At 65.4% G+C, this 20,547-nt stretch carries 22 protein-coding genes and 1 pseudogene; 20 read left to right on the forward strand and 3 right to left on the reverse strand.

Features of this window, described 5'->3' with window-relative positions; all coding sequences use genetic code 11:
* The first annotated feature begins 1 nt into the window (after position 1).
* From cydB to V8Z74_RS16515, 4 genes are all read left to right on the forward strand, one after another.
* Complete coding sequence (cydB, locus tag V8Z74_RS16500) at positions 2-1,156, forward strand: cytochrome d ubiquinol oxidase subunit II (protein ID WP_349710243.1); 1,155 nt, start codon at positions 2-4, stop codon at positions 1,154-1,156.
* A 33-nt stretch (positions 1,157-1,189) separates the two neighbouring features.
* Positions 1,190-1,318: a cytochrome bd-I oxidase subunit CydX gene (cydX, locus tag V8Z74_RS16505; protein ID WP_096450771.1), complete on the forward strand. Its 129-nt coding sequence runs from the start codon at positions 1,190-1,192 to the stop codon at positions 1,316-1,318.
* A 32-nt stretch (positions 1,319-1,350) separates the two neighbouring features.
* Positions 1,351-2,589, forward strand: coding sequence for an MFS transporter (locus tag V8Z74_RS16510; protein ID WP_349710244.1), 1,239 nt, complete (start codon positions 1,351-1,353; stop codon positions 2,587-2,589).
* 227 nt (positions 2,590-2,816) lie between these two features.
* Positions 2,817-3,431: a class I SAM-dependent methyltransferase gene (locus V8Z74_RS16515; protein ID WP_096450766.1), complete on the forward strand. Its 615-nt coding sequence runs from the start codon at positions 2,817-2,819 to the stop codon at positions 3,429-3,431.
* A 38-nt stretch (positions 3,432-3,469) separates the two neighbouring features.
* On the opposite strand, the gene V8Z74_RS26285 is transcribed toward V8Z74_RS16515, so the two are convergent.
* Positions 3,470-4,033 carry an STAS domain-containing protein gene (locus V8Z74_RS26285; RefSeq protein ID WP_502879565.1) on the reverse strand — a complete coding sequence of 188 codons (564 nt, stop codon included), beginning with the start codon at positions 4,031-4,033 and terminating at the stop codon, positions 3,470-3,472.
* A gap of 3 nt (positions 4,034-4,036) precedes the next feature.
* Positions 4,037-5,217: pseudogene (locus V8Z74_RS26290) on the reverse strand (SulP family inorganic anion transporter); the annotation flags it as partial.
* Between the two features lie 137 nt (positions 5,218-5,354).
* On the opposite strand from V8Z74_RS26290, the gene V8Z74_RS16530 reads away from it, so the two are divergent.
* The 5 genes from V8Z74_RS16530 (at position 5,355) to V8Z74_RS16550 (ending at position 9,354) form a co-directional block, all read left to right on the forward strand.
* Positions 5,355-5,681: an ArsR/SmtB family transcription factor gene (locus V8Z74_RS16530; protein WP_096450762.1), complete on the forward strand. Its 327-nt coding sequence runs from the start codon at positions 5,355-5,357 to the stop codon at positions 5,679-5,681.
* Positions 5,682-5,735: 54 nt separating this feature from the next.
* Positions 5,736-6,758 (forward strand): FAD-dependent oxidoreductase, encoded by a 1,023-nt coding sequence (locus V8Z74_RS16535; protein ID WP_349710246.1) that lies wholly within the window; start codon positions 5,736-5,738, stop codon positions 6,756-6,758.
* Positions 6,656-8,041 carry a dihydrolipoyl dehydrogenase gene (locus tag V8Z74_RS16540; RefSeq protein ID WP_349710248.1) on the forward strand — a complete coding sequence of 462 codons (1,386 nt, stop codon included), beginning with the start codon at positions 6,656-6,658 and terminating at the stop codon, positions 8,039-8,041. The genes V8Z74_RS16535 and V8Z74_RS16540 overlap by 103 nt, the downstream gene beginning before the upstream one ends.
* Before the next feature lie 76 nt (positions 8,042-8,117).
* Positions 8,118-8,489: a DsrE family protein gene (locus V8Z74_RS16545; RefSeq protein ID WP_020226624.1), complete on the forward strand. Its 372-nt coding sequence runs from the start codon at positions 8,118-8,120 to the stop codon at positions 8,487-8,489.
* A 115-nt stretch (positions 8,490-8,604) separates the two neighbouring features.
* Positions 8,605-9,354 (forward strand): prolipoprotein diacylglyceryl transferase family protein, encoded by a 750-nt coding sequence (locus V8Z74_RS16550; RefSeq protein ID WP_349710249.1) that lies wholly within the window; start codon positions 8,605-8,607, stop codon positions 9,352-9,354.
* 130 nt (positions 9,355-9,484) lie between these two features.
* On the opposite strand, the gene V8Z74_RS16555 is transcribed toward V8Z74_RS16550, so the two are convergent.
* Complete coding sequence (locus V8Z74_RS16555) at positions 9,485-10,579, reverse strand: IS5 family transposase (protein ID WP_349710250.1); 1,095 nt, start codon at positions 10,577-10,579, stop codon at positions 9,485-9,487.
* 453 nt (positions 10,580-11,032) lie between these two features.
* On the opposite strand from V8Z74_RS16555, the gene V8Z74_RS16560 reads away from it, so the two are divergent.
* The 11 genes from V8Z74_RS16560 (at position 11,033) to V8Z74_RS16610 (ending at position 20,307) form a co-directional block, all read left to right on the forward strand.
* The gene (locus V8Z74_RS16560) at positions 11,033-11,947 is read left to right on the forward strand and encodes a LysR family transcriptional regulator (protein ID WP_349710251.1); all 915 of its coding nucleotides are present in this window, start codon (positions 11,033-11,035) and stop codon (positions 11,945-11,947) included.
* Positions 11,948-12,474: 527 nt separating this feature from the next.
* On the forward strand, positions 12,475-13,233 hold the full coding sequence (locus V8Z74_RS16565) for an ATP-binding protein (protein WP_349710252.1): 759 nt from the start codon (positions 12,475-12,477) through the stop codon (positions 13,231-13,233).
* Between the two features lie 128 nt (positions 13,234-13,361).
* Complete coding sequence (locus V8Z74_RS16570; RefSeq protein ID WP_349710253.1) at positions 13,362-13,580, forward strand: AlpA family transcriptional regulator; 219 nt, start codon at positions 13,362-13,364, stop codon at positions 13,578-13,580.
* A gap of 39 nt (positions 13,581-13,619) precedes the next feature.
* The gene (locus V8Z74_RS16575) at positions 13,620-14,486 is read left to right on the forward strand and encodes a ParA family protein (RefSeq protein ID WP_349710303.1); all 867 of its coding nucleotides are present in this window, start codon (positions 13,620-13,622) and stop codon (positions 14,484-14,486) included.
* On the forward strand, positions 14,470-14,727 hold the full coding sequence (locus V8Z74_RS16580) for a type II toxin-antitoxin system HicA family toxin (RefSeq protein WP_349710254.1): 258 nt from the start codon (positions 14,470-14,472) through the stop codon (positions 14,725-14,727). Before V8Z74_RS16575 ends, V8Z74_RS16580 begins: the two co-directional genes overlap by 17 nt.
* Entirely contained in the window at positions 14,720-16,402 is a 1,683-nt protein-coding gene (locus V8Z74_RS16585) for a ParB family protein (protein ID WP_349710255.1), read from the forward strand. The genes V8Z74_RS16580 and V8Z74_RS16585 overlap by 8 nt, the downstream gene beginning before the upstream one ends.
* A gap of 13 nt (positions 16,403-16,415) precedes the next feature.
* The gene (locus V8Z74_RS16590; RefSeq protein ID WP_096450754.1) at positions 16,416-16,976 is read left to right on the forward strand and encodes a DUF2857 domain-containing protein; all 561 of its coding nucleotides are present in this window, start codon (positions 16,416-16,418) and stop codon (positions 16,974-16,976) included.
* A gap of 3 nt (positions 16,977-16,979) precedes the next feature.
* The gene (locus V8Z74_RS16595) at positions 16,980-18,230 is read left to right on the forward strand and encodes an STY4528 family pathogenicity island replication protein (RefSeq protein ID WP_349710257.1); all 1,251 of its coding nucleotides are present in this window, start codon (positions 16,980-16,982) and stop codon (positions 18,228-18,230) included.
* A gap of 309 nt (positions 18,231-18,539) precedes the next feature.
* On the forward strand, positions 18,540-19,313 hold the full coding sequence (locus tag V8Z74_RS16600) for a PFL_4669 family integrating conjugative element protein (protein WP_316886759.1): 774 nt from the start codon (positions 18,540-18,542) through the stop codon (positions 19,311-19,313).
* Positions 19,310-19,861, forward strand: coding sequence for a DUF3158 family protein (locus V8Z74_RS16605; protein ID WP_349710258.1), 552 nt, complete (start codon positions 19,310-19,312; stop codon positions 19,859-19,861). Before V8Z74_RS16600 ends, V8Z74_RS16605 begins: the two co-directional genes overlap by 4 nt.
* A complete protein-coding gene (locus V8Z74_RS16610) occupies positions 19,858-20,307 on the forward strand; it encodes a single-stranded DNA-binding protein (RefSeq protein ID WP_349710259.1) in 450 nt (149 codons plus the stop codon). The genes V8Z74_RS16605 and V8Z74_RS16610 overlap by 4 nt, the downstream gene beginning before the upstream one ends.
* The last annotated feature ends 240 nt before the right edge of the window (positions 20,308-20,547 follow it).

Here is a 20,547-nt window from a genome sequence, read left to right on the forward strand (position 1 = left end):
CATGATCCTGCACGAACTGATCTCCTACGATGTCCTGCGCCTGATCTGGTGGGCGCTGCTGGGGGTGCTGCTGATCGGCTTTGCCCTCACCGATGGTTTCGATCTGGGCACCGGAACGCTGCTGCCTTTCGTGGCACGCAGCGACGTCGAGCGCCGTGTCGTCATCAACACCATCGGCCCGGTCTGGGAAGGCAACCAGGTGTGGCTGATCCTCGGCGGCGGCGCGATCTTCGCGGCGTGGCCGCAGCTCTACGCGGTGTCGTTCTCGGGTTTCTACCTGGCGATGTTCGCGATCCTCGTCGCGCTGATCCTGCGGCCGGTGGCCTTCAAGTTCCGCAGCAAGCGCGAAGAGCCGGCGTGGCGCAGCCGCTGGGACTGGGTCTTGTTTGTGGGCGGCTTCGTGCCCGCACTGATCTTCGGGGTGGCGATGGGCAACGTGTTGCAGGGCGTGCCGTTCCGCATCGAGGACGACATGCAGATCTTCTACGACGGCTCTTTCTTCGGGCTGCTCAACCCTTACGCCTTGCTCGCCGGCCTGGTTTCGGTCGCGATGCTGGTCATGCACGGCGCCGCCTGGCTGCAGCTCAAGACGTCGGGCACCGTGGCCGAACGCGCGCGCCGTTTCGGGATCGTGGCGGCGCTTCTCACAACGGTGCTGTATGCCGTGGCGGGCGTGCTGCTGGCCTACTTCGTGACGGGGTATGCCATCACCGGCAGCATCGACACGTCTGGCGCCTCGAACCCTCTGCTCAAGAACGCCGTGGCGCAGGGCGGCGCGTGGTTCGCCAACTACGCCACCCATCCCGCACTGTGGGTGGTGCCGGCGCTGGGTCTGGCCGGGCCGGTGATCGCGGCGCTCTGTCTGGCCATGCGCCGGCCGCTGGCTGCGCTGCTCGCTGGCGGCGTCGGCATCGCGGGCATCGTCGCCAGCGTGGGCGTGTCCATGTTCCCCTTCATCCTGCCCTCGTCGGTCAACCCGTCGGTGAGCCTGACTGTCTGGGACTCGTCGTCGAGTCACCTGACGCTGTTCATCATGCTCGTTTCGACGGTCATCTTCATGCCCATCATCCTGGCGTACACCAGTTGGGTGTTCTCGGTCCTGCGCGGCAAGGTCGACCCCGAGGCCATCCAGGATGGCAAGGGCCATGCGTACTGACTCACGCACACCATCATTCATAGGACATTGACCATGTGGTATTTCGCCTGGATTCTCGGCTTGCCCCTGGCAGCCGCCTTCGCCGTTCTCAATGCAATGTGGTTCGAGTTGATGGAGGACGAAGCGGTCCGGCGCGACCGCCTCGATCCCAAGGAATCTTGAACCGGGCTACGTGCCCGTCACGACACGAGCCCATGACAAGTTCCATCACGGCGACACCAGTAAATGCAGCCAACACCGCAGATGCCCAACGCAATGTTTGGCTGCTGGTAGCCGCCCAATCCCTGGGCGGTGCCGCGCCGCCCATCATCATTTCGCTGGGCGGCATCGTCGGGCAGATGCTCGCCAGCGATCCCACGCTGGCGACGTTGCCTGTCAGCCTTTATCAACTGGGGCTTGCGCTATCGACCATTCCCGCAGCAATGCTCATGCGCCGCCTGGGCCGGCGCGCGGCCTACGTGCTGGGCGCGTTGCTGGGCAGCGTCTCCGGACTGATCGCCACCTACGGTGTAGTGCAAGGCGACTTCGCTACCTTCTGCGTGGGCACCGCTATGGCCGGTTTCTATGGTGCTTGCGTGCAGAGCTACCGCTTCGCCGCCACCGACGCGGTGGAGCCATCGCAACGGGCGAAGGCCATCTCGCGCATCATGGTGGGCGGCCTGGTTGCCGCCGTCATCGGCCCACAGGTCGTCATCTGGACGCGAGATGCTTGGCCCATGGCGCCGTTCGCCGGCAGCTTTCTCGGCCAGGCCGGCCTGGCCTTGCTGGCCTTGCCACTGCTATGGATGCTACGTGCTCCGCCGCCTCAAGCTGCCGTGGCGGAAGGCACGGCGCGGCCGCTGGGCACCATCGCCCGCAGCCCGGCCTTCGTGGTGGCGGTCACCGCGGGCGTCGTCTCCTATGGACTGATGGCCTTCATCATGACCGCAGCTCCCATGGCCATGGTCGGATGCGGCCACACGGTCGGCGAAGCCGCGCTGGGCATCCAGTGGCACGTGCTGGCCATGTTTGCACCGAGCTTCTTCACGGGCCACTTGATCGCGCGCTTCGGCAAGATCGCCATCACGGCGCTGGGGCTCGTGTTGATCGCCGCCTCGGGTTTGCTGGCGTTGGCAGGGCTTGAGCTGTTGCACTTTTGGGGCTCGCTGATCCTGCTAGGCATAGGCTGGAATTTCGGCTTCATCGGCGCCACGGCCATGGTGACTGACACCCACACGCCCGCAGAGCGGGCCAAGGTCCAGGCGCTCAATGACTTTCTGGTGTTCGGCACCGTGGCAGTGGCGTCGTTCGGTTCGGGGCGCCTGCTGAACACCTCGGGATGGGAAACCATCAACACCCTGATGCTGCCGCTCATCGCGGTGGTACTGGTGATGCTGGGCTGGCTGACGTTGCGCCACCGTCGCACCACTACCTCGGTGACGGTCACGCGGTAAGGCTGGTTGTTCAGAAGCAACCACGGACGTGGCGAATATGCCGTCTTCATCGACCGGCCTTGTGTCTGACCCTGAATGACCCTCGCCATGTACCCCACGCAGCATCCGCAACGCGTCCTGCCGCACAATGAAGTCCGTGCCCGCCCGCCGCAGGCATTGGTGCTGGGTCCGGCCACTGGTCGAGTGGGCATGGGCGAAGTCAGCCGTACCGCATTCAGGAGCGCCAAGTGAGCAAGTCGCACTGGGAACAGGTCTATGGAAGCAAGTCGCCTAATGCGGTGAGCTGGTATGCCCCCCATCTCGATGAATCGCTGAGCTACATCCGCCGAACTGGCGTGGACCTCGCGGCCGCGATTGTCGACGTGGGTGGTGGAGAGGCCACGCTTGTCGACGATCTGCTTGAGGCGGGATATCGTGACATTGCCATTCTGGACATCTCGGAACGCGCATTGGAGGTTTGTCGAGAGCGACTGGCCGAACGATCCGCTCGGGTGAAATGGCTGGTGGGTGACGTGCTGGAGCAAGACTTTGCTCCGCGCTCCGTCGATGTGTGGCACGACCGGGCTGTCTTTCATTTCCTCACGGAGCATGCACAGCGCCAGCGCTATGTCGCTCGGGTATTGAAAGCGCTCAAGCCCGGCGGCTATGCCATCGTCGGCGCATTTGGCCCACAAGGTCCGACGCAGTGCAGTGGTCTACCCGTGGTGCGCTACTCGTCCGACGAACTGCATGACGAGTTCGGCAGTTGCTTCCTCCTCTTGGACCACTCGACGACCCTGCACACGACGCCGTGGGGGTCAACTCAGCAGTTCGTCTACTGCTACTGCAGACGTGAGCATTGACGCCAATGATGTGACTCGTGGCCGCGGCCCTCGCTGCCTCAGGCCAGGCTGTCGGGGGACAATTCCGCGATGGCTTGATAGTGGGTGAGGTAGATCCGTCCGCTGAGGCGCGTCAGAAACGGTGTGCCGGCGAGCTTGTCCATCACCGGCCCCTTCACTTCCGACAGATGGAGCCGGATGCCCGCCTCGTTCAACCGCGCCTCGATCGTTTCCAGGCTTTCGAGCGCGCTGGCGTCGATGTCGTTGATGGCCGAGCACTGAAGCACCACGTGCCGGAGTTCGGGGCGATCCGCGACAGCCTCATTGATGCGGTCCTCCAGATAGCGTGCGTTGGCGAAGTACAGGCTTTCGTCGACGCGCAGCCCCAGCACCTGCGGGCTCGTTAGCACGGAATGGCGAAGCACGTTGCGAAAGTGTTCGGTCCCGGGCACGAGCCCGACCACAGCCACATGCGGCCGGCTGCTGCGGTACAGATGCAGCATCAGCGCCAGGCCTACCCCGGCGATCAGGCCAGTCTCCACGCCCGCCAGCAGGGTCGCGGCCAGTGTGGCCGCCACCACAGTGAAATCGAAGCGTGAGTATTGCCAGGTCCGCTTGAGCATGCCCAGATCGACCAGCGAGAGCACCGCCACCACGATGGTTGCTGCCAGGGTGGCCTGTGGCAGGTGGTGCAGCAGCGGCGTGAGCAGCAAGGTCGCAACGGCGATGCCGATAGCGGTGTAGATCCCGGCCGCCGGCGTCTGCGCGCCGGCGTCAAAATTGACCACGGAACGCGAGAAGCCACCCGTTACCGGCAAACCACCCGTGAAGGCCGCTGCCACATTGCTCGTTCCCAGCGCGACCAGCTCCTGATCCGGTTCGACACGTTGGCGCCGTTTGGCCGCGAGCGTTTGCCCCACCGAGATGGATTCAACGAAGCCGACCACGCTGAGCAACAGCGCTGGCACGGCCAGTTCCGTCCACAGGGCCGGGTTCCACGCAGGAAGCGTGAACGGCGGAAGTCCCTGTGCACCACCCCTACCACACGCACGCCGTGCGCGGCCAAGTCCCAGGCCCAGACTGCGACTGTGGTCGCCGCGATGGCTGCCACGGGTCCCGCCTTGGCGAGGGCATCTGCCCAGCGCTGCCCGATGCCGATGCGGCGCAGCCATGGCTTGAGCCCGCTGCGCGACCACCACAGGAACAAGAGCGCCGACAGCCCCAGAGCCACGGTTGGGCCATTGGTCTGGGGCAGACCTCGCCATAGCGCGGGAAGCAGTTCCGGCAGGGTATCGCCCGATGCCGCAATCCCCAGCACGTGCTTGGCCTGGCTCAAGGCGATCAGCACGCCGGACGCCGAGATGAAGCCGGATATGACCGGATGGCTGAGGTAGTTCGCCAGCCAGCCAAGCCGCAGCACGCCCATGAGGGTCAGCATCAGGCCAGACAGCAAAGCCAGCACCAGCGCCGCCGCCCAATAGTCAGCGGAGCCCGCCGCAGCAACCTGCCCGACGGCTGCGGCGGTCATCAACGACGTCACCGCCGCCGGCCCGACAGCCAGTGTGCGGCTGCTGCCGAACACCGCATAGGCAAGCAAGGGAAGCATGCTTGCATAGAGGCCCGCCTGCGGTGGCAGGCCAGCCAGCATGGCGTAGGCCAGGCTCTGGGGAATCAGCATCAGCGTGACGATGCCGGCCGCAAGCATGTCCGCGGACCATTGGCCTCGGTCGTAGGTTTTCCCCCAGGACAAGACCGGCAGCCACCGCTTGGCCGCAGAGGACCGTTGGGAGGTGGAAGCCCCGCTCATCGGTAGGCCTCGAAAGCCAACGAGAAAGGCACGCGGGCGAGCCCATCAGAAACCATCACATTCACGGGGATACCTCTGGAATGATTTACGAATTTACATATTATAATTTCTTCATTCGTTCAACAGCGAGAACCAAGATGCCACCGTTCAACAAGAGCAACCTAAAAGCGCCCGAGCAGCTGCGTGAGCACGCTGGCGAAGCGTGCGCCTTGCTCAAGGTTCTTGCGAACGAAGACCGCTTGATGCTGTTGTGCCAGATCGCGTCCGCTCGCCACAACGTGGGCGAGCTGGAAGCCATCACCGGCATTCGCCAGCCCACGTTGTCGCAGCAGCTGGCCGTGTTGCGTCAGGAGGGACTGGTCGAGACCGAGAAGGAGGGGAAGTACGTCTACTACCGGCTGGCCAACGACAACGTCGTGCGCGTCATGCGCATGCTCTGGGACATCTACTGCGCCCCGAAGTAAACGGGGTACGAGACCATGAATCACCACAAGAACCCTATCCAAGGAGACAAGGCAATGGATCAACCGCTCAATCGGCGCCGGGCTCTTCTGACGCTTGGTGCGGCCGGCGCTGCAGGCATTGCACTTACGCCGGGCATCGCCAACGCGGCGAACAAGGTCAAGACCACGGCCCGAATCGTCATCGCAGGCGCCGGCGCCGCGGGCCTGGCGGCAGCATCGCGCCTCTCGGAAGCGCTGGACGGCGCGAAGATCACGCTGATCGACGCGCGCAAGGAGCATTTCTACCAACCAGGCTTCACGCTGGTGGGCTCGGGCATCAAGCCCGCAGGCTACGTGGTGTCCACCACCGCCGAATACGTGCCCGCCGGCGTCGAGCTGGTGCAGGAACGCGTGGCCGAGTTCGATCCGGAAGGCAAGAAGGTCGTCACGGAAAGCGGCGAGGCCCATGCATACGACTTCCTCGTCGTCGCCACCGGCATGAAGCTGGAGTACGGCCTGATCGAAGGCATGGAAGAGGGCCTGATCGGCAAGAACGGCATCGGCAGCATCTACCACAGCCCGGCCAAGGCCGAAGCCACGTGGCAAGATCCGCCAGCGCCGCAGCTCGATCTGCATCGAGAGCATGACGCGCGATGCGTCGAGCTGGCAGGAGGATGGGTTCGAAGTGACCCAGGAGGCGGTCACCTATCGGTTCACCGATGGCGCCACGATCTTCTGCACGACCGAACAGGACTCGGTGCCGGTCGATGCCGATATCTGCCCGGAATGCTGGATCACCTACGAGGTTGTTTCAGATGGGCATTCCGACGAGCGGATCACGCCTGCGCGAGTGACTTTCAACTCGACCTGTCGCGAAGCCTTCTGGCTCAAGTACCACGCGCCGTCGTCCAACGACCTGGCCATTTCTACGTCGAACCCGTGGTCTGCCGAGACCCGCTGCCACGACGCAGACACAACGAAGGAGAACCCCTAGCATGCCCTCGTCCATCACCACCGACATTGCCATCATCGGAGCTGGCACTGCCGGTCTCACGGCTTTCAGCGAATTGCGTCGCCTCGGCCTGTCCGCCGTTCTGATCGACCATGGCCCTTTGGGCACGACCTGTGCCCGGGTGGGTTGCATGCCTTCCAAGGCAGCACTGCATGCCGGCCACCAGTGGGCTAACCTGCGCGCGCTGCTGAAAGAGGCCGCCGCACCTGCGGGCTCGGCCACTCCTGACGACTTGTGGAGCCACGCCCGCAGGACGCGCGACCTGCTCGCTGGTAGCACCGCCAAGCGCACCCGCGAGGTAGCAGGAGATCGGCTTCTCACGGGAACGGCGCGTTTCACCGGTCCCGACACCGTGGACGTCAACGGCCAGCCCATTCACGCTCAGGCGTTCATCGTCGCCACCGGCTCCCGGCCGGTTGTTCCGCAGGCTCTTGCGGCGCTGGGCGATCGGCTGCTCACCACGGATAGTCTGTTCGACCTGGACACCCTTCCCGGGAGCGTCGGAATGTTGGGATTGGGCGCCATCGGGCTGGAAATGGGGTTGGCGCTGTCGCGGCTCGGGGTTCGAGTGGTCGCCGGTGACATGAAGACCTTGCCCGCAGGCATCACCGACCCCAAGATCGGTGCGCGTGCCATCGAGCACTTCAGCGGCGATATCACCATGTGGCTGGGGCGGCCCGTCGAAGCCACTGCCCGGCAGCAATCAATCGAGCTGCGCAGCGGCGACGCCGTCGAACAAGTGGACGTCGTTCTGGCCGCACTGGGTCGCCGTCCCAATGTCAAAGGTCTGGAGCTGCAACTGGCAGGCGTGCCGCTTGATGCACGCGGACAGCCGGTCCTGCATGCCAAGACCCTGCGTGCCGGCTCGTCCCTCGTGTTCCTCGCCGGTGATGTGAGTGCCATTCGGCCGCTGATGCATGAGGCCGTCGATGAAGGACTGATCGCAGCGCGTGCCGCTGCGCAATCGCTTGGTGGCGCCCCCCTTGCCGAACTCCCGCCACGCCGCACGCCGCTGGCGATCGTGTTCAGCGACCCCGACATCGCGACGGTCGGTCAAGCCTACGACACGCTGAATCTCGACCATACCGTCATCGGCTCCGCGCAAGGCGACGCCAATGGTAGATCGCGCGTGATGGGTGCCGAAGGCAACCTCGTTCGCCTGTATGTGGACCGCGGCAATGGGCGCCTGCTAGGTGCCGGTCTGCTCGCCACGCGTGGGGAACATCTGGCCCACTTGCTGGCTTGGGCCATCCAGCGCGGCGAGACGGTCGAGAGCCTGCTGGCGATGCCGTACTACCACCCCAGCATCGAAGAACTGGTGCAAAGCGCGCTCAAGGATGCAAGCCGACAGTTGAAGGCTTCGGCATGAGCACTTTGGAAGCGGCTTCCACAACCTCATCCGCAAACCACCCCCGCTCTACCCCCATACCAACCAGGAGCTGAACATGCAGACCACTGATTTCGTCGCGACTGTCTTCGACGGCGCAAGCAATCCGAACAAGGTCACCGTGACCTTCACCATGGCGCTCAACGCCTTGCTCAAAGGCCACACGGCCACCATCATCCTCATGGTCGAAGCCGTCCAACTCGGCAAGCCCGGGGCCACGGCGGGCATGGCGATCGGCAAGCCGTTCGAGCCCGTGGCAGACCTGCTGGCCAAGTACCTCGAAAAAGGTGGTCGCATCGCCATCTGCGGCTCTTGCATGGTTCACAACGGTCTGACGGCCGAGCAGATGGACCCGCGCTTCGAAGTCATCACGGCGCCGGATGTCATTGAGCTTCTCATGAATGCGAGGGGCTCCTTGCAGGTGACCTGAGGGCACACCAACCGTGCGATATGCAAGGCCGCCCATCGGCATGAAAGAGCCACCTCCTGCCCAGAAGCTGGCGAGCGGATGTTTCGGCCCGCTCGTTCAAGGCGGGAGCTAGAACTTGATTCATTCCGTTCAGATCGGACCAGTGTCACTGCCGCCCGGCCTGGTCCTCGCTGCGCTCGTCCTGACAATCGCTTTGTTGGTCGGAAATTGGCTTGGGCGCAACGCCGGAGTCGAAGTAGAGAGTCGAATTTACCGCGGTCTGTTCATCAGCGCGATCTGCGCTCGCTTGGGGTTTGTGCTCCAGTACCATGAAGCCTACTCCAGCACGCCATGGAGCGTTCTTGATTTTCGCGATGGAGGATGGTCTCCCTGGGCTGGGCTACTTGCAGCATGGCTCTATGCCGCGACGGTCGTTTTACGTTTCCCGACAATAAGGAAGCCCCTGCTGTCGGGCTTGACTGCTGCAAGTGCGATTTGGATCGCCGGAACGGTGGTCCTGGCCTTGCCGTTTCGTGAAAGGCAGTTCCTGCCGGATTTCAACACGCTCTCCATAAAGGGCGACCAAATCGCGCTGCAGTCCTACGTCGGAAAGCCTACGGTGGTCAATCTATGGGCCACCTGGTGCCCACCTTGCCGGCGCGAAATGCCCGTCTTCGAGCGCGCTCAGAACGAGCATCTTGACATCAACATCGTCTTTCTCAATCAAGGGGAGGCACCGGCCAAGATCCAGCAATTTCTTGCAGGAAGCAAGCTGTCGCTACGAAATGTGTTGATTGACACGCAGGGCGAAGTTGCCCGCTCAATGGGCCAAAAAGGCCTACCAACAACCCTGTTCTTTAACAGGATGTTGAAGAACCGCCGTTGAAGACGAAATCGCCCACCGCAATTCGAGTCGACTTGTTCATCCAGCCCTCAACTTTCACAAGATGGACTTCAAACAGCCCATTCCGCTCTCATTCGAGGCGTGGAAGAAGCCATTTCGCCCCTTTCGTCGCTCATTGGGCGCACTGCGCGTGCAATTGCGCCAAGGTCCGCAGCCGCGTGAGGTTGTAGGCCGCCATCGTCAGGGTCAGAAGCTGATCAACCTTGTCCAGCCCCCTCACCATCACCTGACGCATCGGCCCGATCTGCTTGCCCCAGCCGAAGCACTGTTCGATGCACTTCCTCTTGCGCTGGCTGACCTCGTAGCCAGGGTGCCGTGTCGTGCGGCTGTCGATGGCGCTGCCGCCTTTGCGATTGAGGTTCTGCGCGACATGCGGCGTGACGTTCATCTCTCGGCACGCACTGACGAACCCCTTGGTGTCGTACGCCTTGTCCGCCCCCACCGTCACGCGCTTGCCCGGGGCAGCGACGTCGCACAGCATGTGCGCAGCGACCTCTCGCTCGGCTGTGCCGTCCGCGGTGCTGGCCTGCACATTGACCACCAGGCCATGCTGGTTGTCCGTCAGCACATGGCCCAGGTAGCTGGGCAGCGCGGGTGCCGCGTTGCTCTTGCGGTACAGCTGCGACTCGGGATCGCTCGTGGACGCATGCGTGTCGTTGCTTCGACGCTCACCTCGCCAGTCCTCAGGAGGGCGATCATCGTCCGATCCGTCCTTGCGTCGCATGCTCTTGTGGCTGGCCCAGGCCTGGATGAGCGTGCCGTCCACGCTGAAGTGCTCGCCCGACAGCAGCCCGCGCTTGTCGGCCATCTCCACGGTGGCGTTGAACAGATCGGTGACGGCGTCGTGTTCGATGAGGCGGTCGCGGTTCTTGCTGAACACCGAGTGGTTCCACACCGTGTCCTCAATGGACAGGCCGACGAACCAGCGGAACAGCAGGTTGTACTGGATCTGCTCGACGAGTTGTCGCTCGCTACGCACGCTGTACAGCACCTGCAGCAACATGGCCCGCACGAGCTTCTCCGGCGCGATGCTCGGGCGGCCGCCCTTGACGTCAGCCGCGTACATGGCCGAGAACTTGCTGTTCATCTTGGCCAGCGCGTCGTTGACCCACTCGCGGATGGGGCGCAGCGGGTGCGTGGCCGGGACGAACTTCTCCAGCGTCACCGTCGTGAACAGGCTCTCGTTGTAGCTGTCGGCACCTCGCATTGGCGGATCATCTCTTCTTGTTCAACGTCGATATGTTCGCTGACTCGGGTGGTCGTGTCGACGGGTACTTCAACATCCTGTTAACGCGGCTGGCCGCTTGGTCGATGTTCGCGTCGGCGAGTTTTCTTACCCAACCCTCAACCAGCGTATTGATGCGCTCAAGCTCGGTCATGAGGCTGGCGGAAAGACGTGAGCCACTTTGGGATAAGCATCTGTAGTGCAGCAGTCACGGCACTACGGGAGGAGTTGATGCTCACAGTTATTCCGTCTGAGCCTGATCAACATACTTGTTCCATGATGTCGGCAGCCCAGCAGGCGTGATCGAGTTGGCACGTTGCTGGTCAATGCATCCGGTAGGCATCGCGAGCTGCGAGGGGTGATTGCAACGGCTGCATTCTTCTCCTTAACTGCGACCAGGGCCATAGGCAGTGGCCCCACAGATAGGGAGAAAACATGAACTTGCGTCATATCGAGGCATTCGTCGCAGTGGCCGAGGAACTGCACTTTGGCCGGGCTGCCAAGCGCCTGCACATCGAACAGTCGCCGCTGTCGCGCCGGATCAGCCGGCTGGAGGCGGACCTGGGCGTGACGCTGCTCCACCGCAACGGGCGTGGCGTGCGGCTGACCGTGGCCGGGCGCGTGTTCCTGGAAGATGCGCTGCGCGTGATGCTGGCCTGCGAGCAAGCCCAGGCCCGCGTTCGGGATGCGGCGGCGGGCTATCACGGCACGCTGCTCATCGGCTTGGCAGGCGACATCGGACGCACGCGCCTAGCCGCGCTGCTCGCGCTGTGCCGACAGGAAGCGCCGGAGGTCAGCATCCGGTTGACGGAGGTACCGCTGGCCCAACTCCTGCACGGATTGGGCGTGGGTATGTTCGACGCAGGCCTGGCGTCGGTAGGGCATGTGGAGGGCGAAATCGTGGCGGCGCCACTGTGGCGCGATCCGTTCCTGGTGGCCTTGCCAGCGCGGCATCCGCTGCTGGCGTACAAGGAAGTGCCGCTGCAGGAGGTAGTGAGGTATTCGCTGGTGCTGTCTGACCCGCAGGCGTGCGACGGTTGCCACCAGCAGCGCGAGCATTTGTTCCGCTCCATTGGCGTGCAGCCGGCGGTGGCCGAGTACGTCAGCACCCATTCGCTGATGTTGGTGCTGGTGGCCGCAGGCTATGGCGTGGGCTTCTGCAGCGCGGCGCATTTCGAAGGCTGCACGCAAGCCGACGTGGTGGCCCGGCCACTTGCGGACCAGGACGCTTCGTTGACGACGTATTTGCTGCGGCCGCAGGGTGACATCCTGGAACCGCTGCGTGACTTCATCGACCGTGCGGAGCGGGTGGCAGGCTCGCCGTTTGGTGGTGATCAACGCCCGAAATGACTTAGGGACGATTGGTTGGTCGATGCGTTTTGGATCTTGCGCGAGACCCGATTTGCATCGCAATCCGACCACGATGCGGCCCCGCGATAGGAGCATGCCTCTGGGGCAATCCGCATGACATGAGAAGCCGATGCCTGCGCGCTGCGAGGTCAGGGCGCTGACGCGGAACGCATGAGCTTTATCTGGATGCAAACCGGCTCATCCGGCCGACGCATTGATGCTTTACCCTGCCCCATTTCCTACGAAAGATTTGCCCTGGTTTTCCGGTTGAGCGCGGCATCGTCGATGGATGCGCGACATTTCAAACCGTTGCGCCGGTAACAAGACTTTTCGCAGGCGCATTATGGTGGCGGCGTATGGGGCATCGCAAGGAGTGTTGCCCCTTGTGCAACGCTCGGCTCCAGCGCCGAGCCCAACGTTCACCATGTGCCGGCCGGCCCGCGCTTTATCGGGTTCTGGGGCAATCGCCGCGCCCACATGGGCCGTGCGCGCTTGCCACTTGTCGATCCGACGATGGGAAGAGCGCGATGACGAAATCGAGCAGCCTCGCCTTTGGCGCCAAGACCTACTACCGCCCGATTGAGGCGGCGATCCGCTGGTGCGGGCTGCTGCGCTTCGAGCAGCGCATCCTGCAAACGCTGGGACCGCGCGCGATGCCGGAGCCCGGCGAGTTTCCGCGCTGGCCGCTGCTGCGCCTGTATGCCGAACGCATCTTCGATGCGCTGACGCATGGCGAGCTGGCCGGCGGCCGTGCCGGCATCGTGCTGGATGGGCAGCGGCCGGAACTCGACGATCCGCAACTGACGGTGCGCCATGTGGACCTCAAAGCGTGGATGGCCCACTACTACCCCGGCGAGCGGCCGGGTTTTTTGTTTGACGACATCGAACGCGCGGTGCATCCGGTGGTGAGCGTGGACACGCTCAACATCCTGCTGGCCGACCGCGAGGCAACGAAGGTGCAGCTCGCCGAACTCTCGCAGGTGCGCGAGGCGCTGCGAGCCGCGCACGAAGCCTTGGCGAAGGAACAGGCGGCGCGCGGCGATGCCAGCGACACGTCGCGCGAGCCGGGCCTGCGCAGCGAGACGACCTACCTCAATATCATCGGTGGGCTACTGACCTTGCTGCTGGGCAAGTCGCCCTCGGGCACGGCCTATTCGTGCTTCCACAGCATGGACGCGGTGGTGAGCGCGCTGCTCGCGCACCACGAAGGCCGGCCGGGCCTGAGCGAACGCACGCTGTGGAGCAAGCTCGCGCAGGCGCGGCGCCACCTCGAAGCGTCGCGCTGATTCAAGTCCCGGCCGCGCCCTGCAATTGCAGTCGCGCCTTCTGCAATTGCAGTGATTTCCGCGGCGGCCGTCTATTCAATGCGAGGCACTTTCCGAACAACGCCAATGAGCGTCAAGGAGTGTCTCTCATGTCTTCGCAGACCACAGCGCCGGTTACGCCGGCCGAGCACCGCATCCTGCGCCGCGCCGAAGTCGAGGCCAAGACCGGCTTCAAGCGCGCCCACATCTATTCGCTAATGAAGGAGGGCAAGTTCCCAAAGGCGCTGCGCCTGGGCGTGCGCGCCGTGGGATGGGACTCGGTGGAGGTCGAGCAATGGATCGCTGACCGCCTCAACGAGCGCGCCTGACGCTTCTTCCGGCACATGCCAATCAACCGGGAGAAGCCCATGCAGGTGGTGTCCATCATTTCGACCAAGGGCGGCGTGGGCAAGACCACGACGGCGGCCAACCTGGGCGGCTTCGCGGCCGACGCCGGGCTGCGCGTGCTGCTGCTGGACCTGGACGTGCAGCCCACACTGTCGAGCTACTTCACGCTGGCCGAGCGCGCGCCGGCCGGCATCTACGAGATGCTGGCCTACAACGAGCAGCGCGCCGAGCAACTGGTATCGCGTACCGCCATCGCCGGGCTGGACCTGGTGCTGTCGAACGACGACCGCGGCGAGCTGAACACGCTGCTGCTGCACGCACCGGACGGCAGACTGAGGCTGCGCCACCTGCTGCCGACGCTCGCGCCGCGCTACGACCTGCTGCTGATCGACACCCAGGGCGCGCGCAGCGTGCTGCTGGAGATGGCGGTACTGGCCTCGGACCTGGCACTGTCGCCGGTGACCCCGGAAATCCTCGCGGCCCGTGAGCTGCGCCGCGGCACCTTGCAGCTCATCGAGGACATCGCGCCGTACCGGCACCTGGGCATCGAGCCGCCGCCGCTGCACCTGCTCATCAACCGCGTGCATCCGGTGTCGTCGAACGCGCGGCTGATCCAGCAAGCGCTGCGACAGGTGTTCCAGGGGCAGCCTGGCGTGCGCGTGCTGGACACCGACGTGTCGGCGATCGAGGCGTATCCGCGCGCAGCGACGCGAGGCTTGCCGGTGCACCGCGTGGAGTACCGCCAACCGGCGGGCCGCGCCGCACCCGCGGCACTGGACACCATGCGCGCGCTGGCCGGCGAGCTTTTCCCGGCGTGGCAGGAGCGCTTCGCGCTCGTCACCGGCCGAGAGAACGCGGGAGGGGCCGGCCATGGCCAGCGCGCATGAACTGGCGCGCGGCCACAAGCGGCTGCGAGCGCTGATCGAGTTCGCCCTGGGCGAGGGCTGGAAGGTGGTGCGCACCCGTGGCGGGCACCTGCTGTTCACGAAGCAGGGCTGCGCGCCGATCTACACCAGCTCGACGGCGAGCGACCACCGCGCCGAGCGCAATGCCCGTGCGCAGCTTCGCCGCGCCGACCGCCAGGCGCAGGCAGCCGCGGCATCGCCGCAGGAGCGCAGCCATGGCTGACATGACGCCAGATGACATGGCCGCGAAGCTGCTGGCCTCGGGCTTCGAGCGCAGCAGCCCTTCGGCCGCAGCCTTGACCGACCCCATCGCCGACACGCCGATGGTCGTCACGCTGGACCAGTTGCGCCCCTATGACCACGACCCGCGCGTGACGCGCAACCCGGCCTACGAGGACATCAAGGCGTCGATTCGCGAGCGCGGGCTGGACGCGCCGCCCGCCATCACGCGCCGGCCCGGCGAGCCGCACTACATCATCCGCAACGGCGGCAACACACGCCTGGCGATCCTGCGCGAGCTGTGGAGCGAGACGAAGAACGAACGCTTTCTCCGCATCCCCTGCCTGTTCCGCCCCTGGCCGCAGCGCGGCGAGGTGGTGATGCTGACCGGGCACCTGGCCGAGAACGAGCTGCGCGGAGGATTGAGCTTCATTGAGAGAGCCCTGGGCGTGGAGAAGGCGCGCGAGTTCTACGAACAGGAGATGGGGCGGGACAGCGGCCAACCGCTGTCGCAGAGCGAGCTGGCACGTCGGCTCACGGCCGATGGCTTCCCGCTGCCGCAGTCGCACATCAGCCGCATGCAGGACGCGGTGCACTACCTGCTGCCGGCGATCCCGAACCTGCTGTACGGTGGGCTGGGCCGGCACCAGGTCGAACGGCTCGCGGTGCTGCGCAAGGCCTGCGAGCGCACTTGGGAGCGGCGTGCGCTGGGCCGCAGCCTGTCGGTGGACTTCGCCACGCTGTTCCAGGACGTGCTTGCGCAGTTCGATGCGCAGCCCGACAACTTCTCGCCGCAGCGGGTGCAGGACGAGCTGGTAGGCCAGATGGCCGAGCTGCTGGAAGCGGACTACGACACGCTGACTTTGGAGATCGACGACACGGAGAGCCGGCAGCGTGCGCTGACCGGCGATCCGGCCCCACCAGCGGCAAGGCCAGCACCATCGGCGGCATCGGCCGCTGCGCCCGAGCCGCCGCGGCCGTCGCCGCCGCCATCGTCGCTGGTTACCCCATCAATGCAGTCGTCGGAGTCCCGTTCGCCCGCTACGACGGGCGCAAGCGCTGCTGCATCGATGGTTGGCGCCGAGGGCGAACAGAGTGGCGACGACCGGCGCGATGAACGCCTGCAGGGCCACATCGTGTCGCCAGCGCCGACCACCGAGCGCTTGCAATCCATCCAGCGCATGGTCGCCGACCAGATGGGAGACAAGCTGCCCGACTTCGAGGCTGACGCGCTGCGCGCGATCCCTGTGCAGGCCGGTGGGCTCTACCCCATCTCGGACGTCTGGTATATCGAACCCGGCCTGGACGTGCCGGATCGGCTGCGCGTGCACATCGCGCAGTTCGCGCGCGAGATCGCGGAGGAAGCCGGCGTGGCCGAGAAGGTCGAGCCCAGCGACGGCGGCGTCGGCTTCGCCTGCGTGGCCCCGCCGGCTGCGCGCGCGATGCCGCCGTTCGCGCGGGCGGTGCTCACGCTGTTGCAAGCGCTGTGCGCCGCCCGTGCCGTGGCCGGGCTCGATCACGCCCGGCTGGCCGATGACTTGGCGCCCTTGCTGTATGGCGGCGGTGCCTATCCGCGCCTGAGCGATGCTGGGCTGGTCAAACTGTTCCGGCTGCTGCGCCTGGCGCGTCGGCTTCTGGATCTGGAAGCCGGCGCGGGCGCCAATGCCCCTGGCGCCTGAGCGGAGACCAGCCATGTCCGCACCGCACCCGCTCAACCAGGCCGTGATCGCGCAGGCGCTGCACGACCTGCGCAACGGGCAACTGCGACGCTGCAAGGCGATGGGCTTCGGCGAGGAAGAACTCGATGCGCTGAAGCATCCCGAACTCGTGAGCATGCTGGTCAATGCCACGGTCTCGTGGTGCTCGGTGTCGGTCAATCGCGAGGTGCTCAAGCGATTGCTGAGCCAGGTGCACGACGTGGAGCGCGAGATCGCCACGGTTGACCGCATGCTGCGCCTGGGCGCTAGCACCGAGATGGTCAGCCGCTTCTACGGCCTGACGCACCAGGAGGTGGCCCTGCGCCGCGACATACTCGGCCTGCCCAAGCGCAAGGGGCGGCATCCAGTGCTGGACGAGGCGCAGGACACGGCGTTGTGGAAGCAATGGAAGGCCGGCGTCACGGAGCGCGGCGTCGCGCTGGACGACGAGGTGGCGATGCTGGCGCTGACCATGGACCTGGCCGAGACCTTGAACCTGCCGATGTCGGTGATCTGGTCGGCGATACGCAACTGGATCGATCAGGGGCTGGTGTAGACCATGGCGACCGGCGGCTCACCCCGGCGCGATGGCCCCGTGGCGCTGTCGGCACTGTTCGACGACGCGCTGCGCGAACTGGTCCCCCCGACACCATCGGCACCGCCAGCCCCGCGCGGCACTGCCCCTGCGGCGCAGGCCGCGCCGGTCAGCGACGGTTTCCTGTACAGCGGCAACCGGCACGAGAGCGTGCCGCGCGCGCTGTTCCTCGACCGTCGCCTGACGCCGCTGGAGCGCAACGCCTGGCAGGTGTTCCGCCTGCAGCTCCAGAGCGACGGCGTGACGGCTTTCCCGACCTACGACCAGCTCCGGCCCTTTCTTGCCTCAATGCCATGCGCGGCACAAGCCTCGCACGAGACCGTGGCGCGCGCCTTGACGTTGCTGCGGCTGACGCGCTGGCTGAGCCTGGTGCGACGGCGCCGCGACCCGAAGACCGGGCGCATCCTGGGCAACCTCTACGTGCTGCACGACGAACCGCTGACACCCTTCGAGGCGATGCAGCTCGACCCCGACTACCTGGGCCTGGTCAGCCAGGCGCTGACCCATGCCGCGAAGGCGGTGCAAATCGTCGGTGCGAACACCCTGCGCGAGATCGCCGAAGACCCGATGCTCAATGGCCGCACGCTGCCCACGCGCCTACAGGTGCTGGCACAACGCATGGCCTGCAACGAATGGGTCGATGCGAGTTATCCACAAGAGCCTGTGGATCACGAATCCGAAGAAGGCCAGGACGGCCTACTTCGGAATCTCGACGGCCCGTCTTCGGATTCCGAAGCAGGGCCGAAACCCGCGCCAGACGGCTCACTTCGGAATCCGAAGGAGGACCGTACAGTACGTAAAGAAAATCATAGTGAAGTACGTACAGTACCGCGCGCGAAGGCGTTGCAGCACCTGCGCCTGCCCGAGCGCCTGCTGCGCTTGAAGGACGAACAGCAAAGCGGCGCGATGGTGGCCTTGCAGCAGGTGGACGAGTCGCTGCGGCAGGCGGTGCTGGACGAATGGGATGCGCGCTGTCGCAACAGCGCGGTGCGCAACCCGGCCGGCTACCTGTTCGGCATCATCCAGAAGGCGATCCGCGGCGAGTTCAAGGCTTGGGCCGGCGAAGGCGGCTCGCCATCGACGCCGCCTGCGCCGCCGCCACGGCCACCCGAACCGGCTCCTTCTGCATCGCCACCGCCCGCACCTAACGGCCCCGGCCGTGAGGCAGCGCGGGCTTACCTGGCGAAGCTGCGTTCGACGTTGGGCAACGCCTGAACAGCTATCCCCAGGGGATAGCTGGGACACGAAGCCTTCCAGCCATCGGCTTCGGTTCTGTCATGTGTCGCACCGTCGCAGCCCGGCGCGGACCTATCCCCAGGGGATAGGTGGAACACGCAGCCTTCCGCGCCCCCGGTTCGGTCCCCGTCTTCATCGCCTGAGACGGGGAGCTATCCCCTGGGGATAGACGCAACACGCGGCCTTCCGGGACGACAACCGGGGACGCACCCGCTGCGGTTTGTTGACTGACGCCCTTCCGGGCGATGCCGATGCTGGCGGCTCGTTCCTTTACCGCGAGTCGTCACCATGGCCAACGAATCCCAGCAGCCCTTGCAGTTGAACCTCGGATCGCTGCGCAGCGCGATGTCGCTGACGCTGCACACCCACCACGCTTCGCGCATCTGGCATGGTCGAGCGCCCGCCGAGGGTCGGCCCGGCATCATCGGCCTCAACGGCTACATCAGCGTGATGAACAAGATGAAGCGCGGTGCCGAGCAGGACGATCCTTACTCGGATTTCTGGATGCTGCGCATCGAGGACAAGCTGACGCAGACCAAGACGAGCTTGCAGGCGCTGCGCGAGCAGGTGGACCAGGCACTGGCCGACGTGCCGCCTGCGCTTTCGCTGGGCGAGAACATGAACGTGCAGCCCGTGAAGCTGCCGCTGTTCGTCAACGCGCAGCTCGGCTTCATGGCGGTGTACCTGCTGGCCGACTATGACGACCTGGCGCGCAAGCTGATCCTTGCCCATCACACCGCACTGATCGACCGCAGTACGTTGGAACGCTGGCTCAACGACGGCGCGCACGCGCTGCGCAGCCTGTTCTCCTTGGCACAGCAGTACCGCTACTCCGGCGCGACGCGCGACGACTTCGCCTCGAAGAACGCGGTGGCGCGGGCGGCCCTGGAGAAGTTCGGCGAGCTGCCGCAGGACGTGCTCGAAGGCACGCGCCGCTCGCGCTTTGCGCCACCGATCGCGCGGCGGGCAGGCAAGCCTGGTGCAGCCGTTGAGGCCGCACCCGTCGCTGGCGCAGCCGACGTGGCGGACGACGATCTGGACGGCGAAGGCGCCAAGGCATGACGGCATCGTCTTCGACCGGCCAACCGGCGCGCTTCCTGCCGCTGGAACAGGCGGACTTCCAGCGCCTGGAACACGCGGCCTACCTAAAAGGCCTTTTACAGCCTTTTAAGGGTAAGGGGAGTCTGGAGGCCTGGGCCAACCAGTGCACGGCGCTGCGCGACCACTTGATCAGGCTGGCGCAGCGGCGCGTGCTGCAACAGGCGCGGGCCTATCCCTTCTCGCTGCTCGACGTGCAACTGGCCCAGCAGACCACGGGCGCGGGCACGACCTTCCTGCGCTGGCGCAACCACGACCGTTCCTCGATGGGCGTGGCGTTGTGGGAGTCGCTGCTCGACACCCCGGCGACGCCGGCCTCGCTGATCGATGACCTGTACGCGATGGAGCTGCAGCGCATCGCGCTGAACATGCAGATCAGCCTCCTTCACACGCTGGGCCGCCAGGCCCAGGAGTGCGCCAGCAAGGCCGCGCAGGCCGAAGCGGCTTACCTGCGGCGTGTCCACGGGCATGCCGCGTCCGTTCCATCCACCACCCCCAAGGAGTCACCATGAGCACGCACTTCGTCGGCGAAGGCAACATCGGTTCTGCGCCGGACTACCGCGAATTCCCCAACGGCAACGACGAGCCGCGCCGGCTGTTGCGCCTGAACGTCTACTTCGACAACCCGATCCCGAAGAAGGACGGCGAGTTCGAGGACCGCGGCGGCTTCTGGGCGCCGGTGGAGCTGTGGCATCGCGACGCCCACCACTGGAAAGACCTGTACCAGAAAGGCATGCGCGTGCTGGTGGAAGGCCGGACCGTGAAGGACGAGTGGGAGGACGCCGACGACAACGAGCGCACGACCTTCAAGATCGAGGCTCGGCGCGTGGGCATCCTGCCGTACCGCCTCCAGGCCGTGACCCTCAGCGCCAGGACGCTGGAACCCGAGGCGGCAGTACCGCCGCCGAAGGAAGCCAAGGGGACAAAGGCGCCGAAGGAAACCAAGGCCAAGGGCTGATTCCCCGCAGGGGCGGCTGTAGCAACCGTCAGACGCCCGACATGCACCAGCTATCCCCAGGGGATAGCTCCAGGGTGTTCCACCGAATTCCAGCCGCCCTCCCGAAACGACGCTCCCGCTGCGCCAGCCGTTGCAGTGCCGCGCGTGCCGCTGCGGCAACGCATCGCCTGCTGATCACAAAGCGGTGTCTGCGCCGATCGACTTCCTTGCTGCCGTCATCCGCTGGCCCGGCCAAGCTGG

It is taken from the genome of Comamonas sp. w2-DMI (assembly GCF_040187735.1).
Classification (GTDB): Bacteria; Pseudomonadota; Gammaproteobacteria; order Burkholderiales; family Burkholderiaceae_C; genus Comamonas; species Comamonas terrae.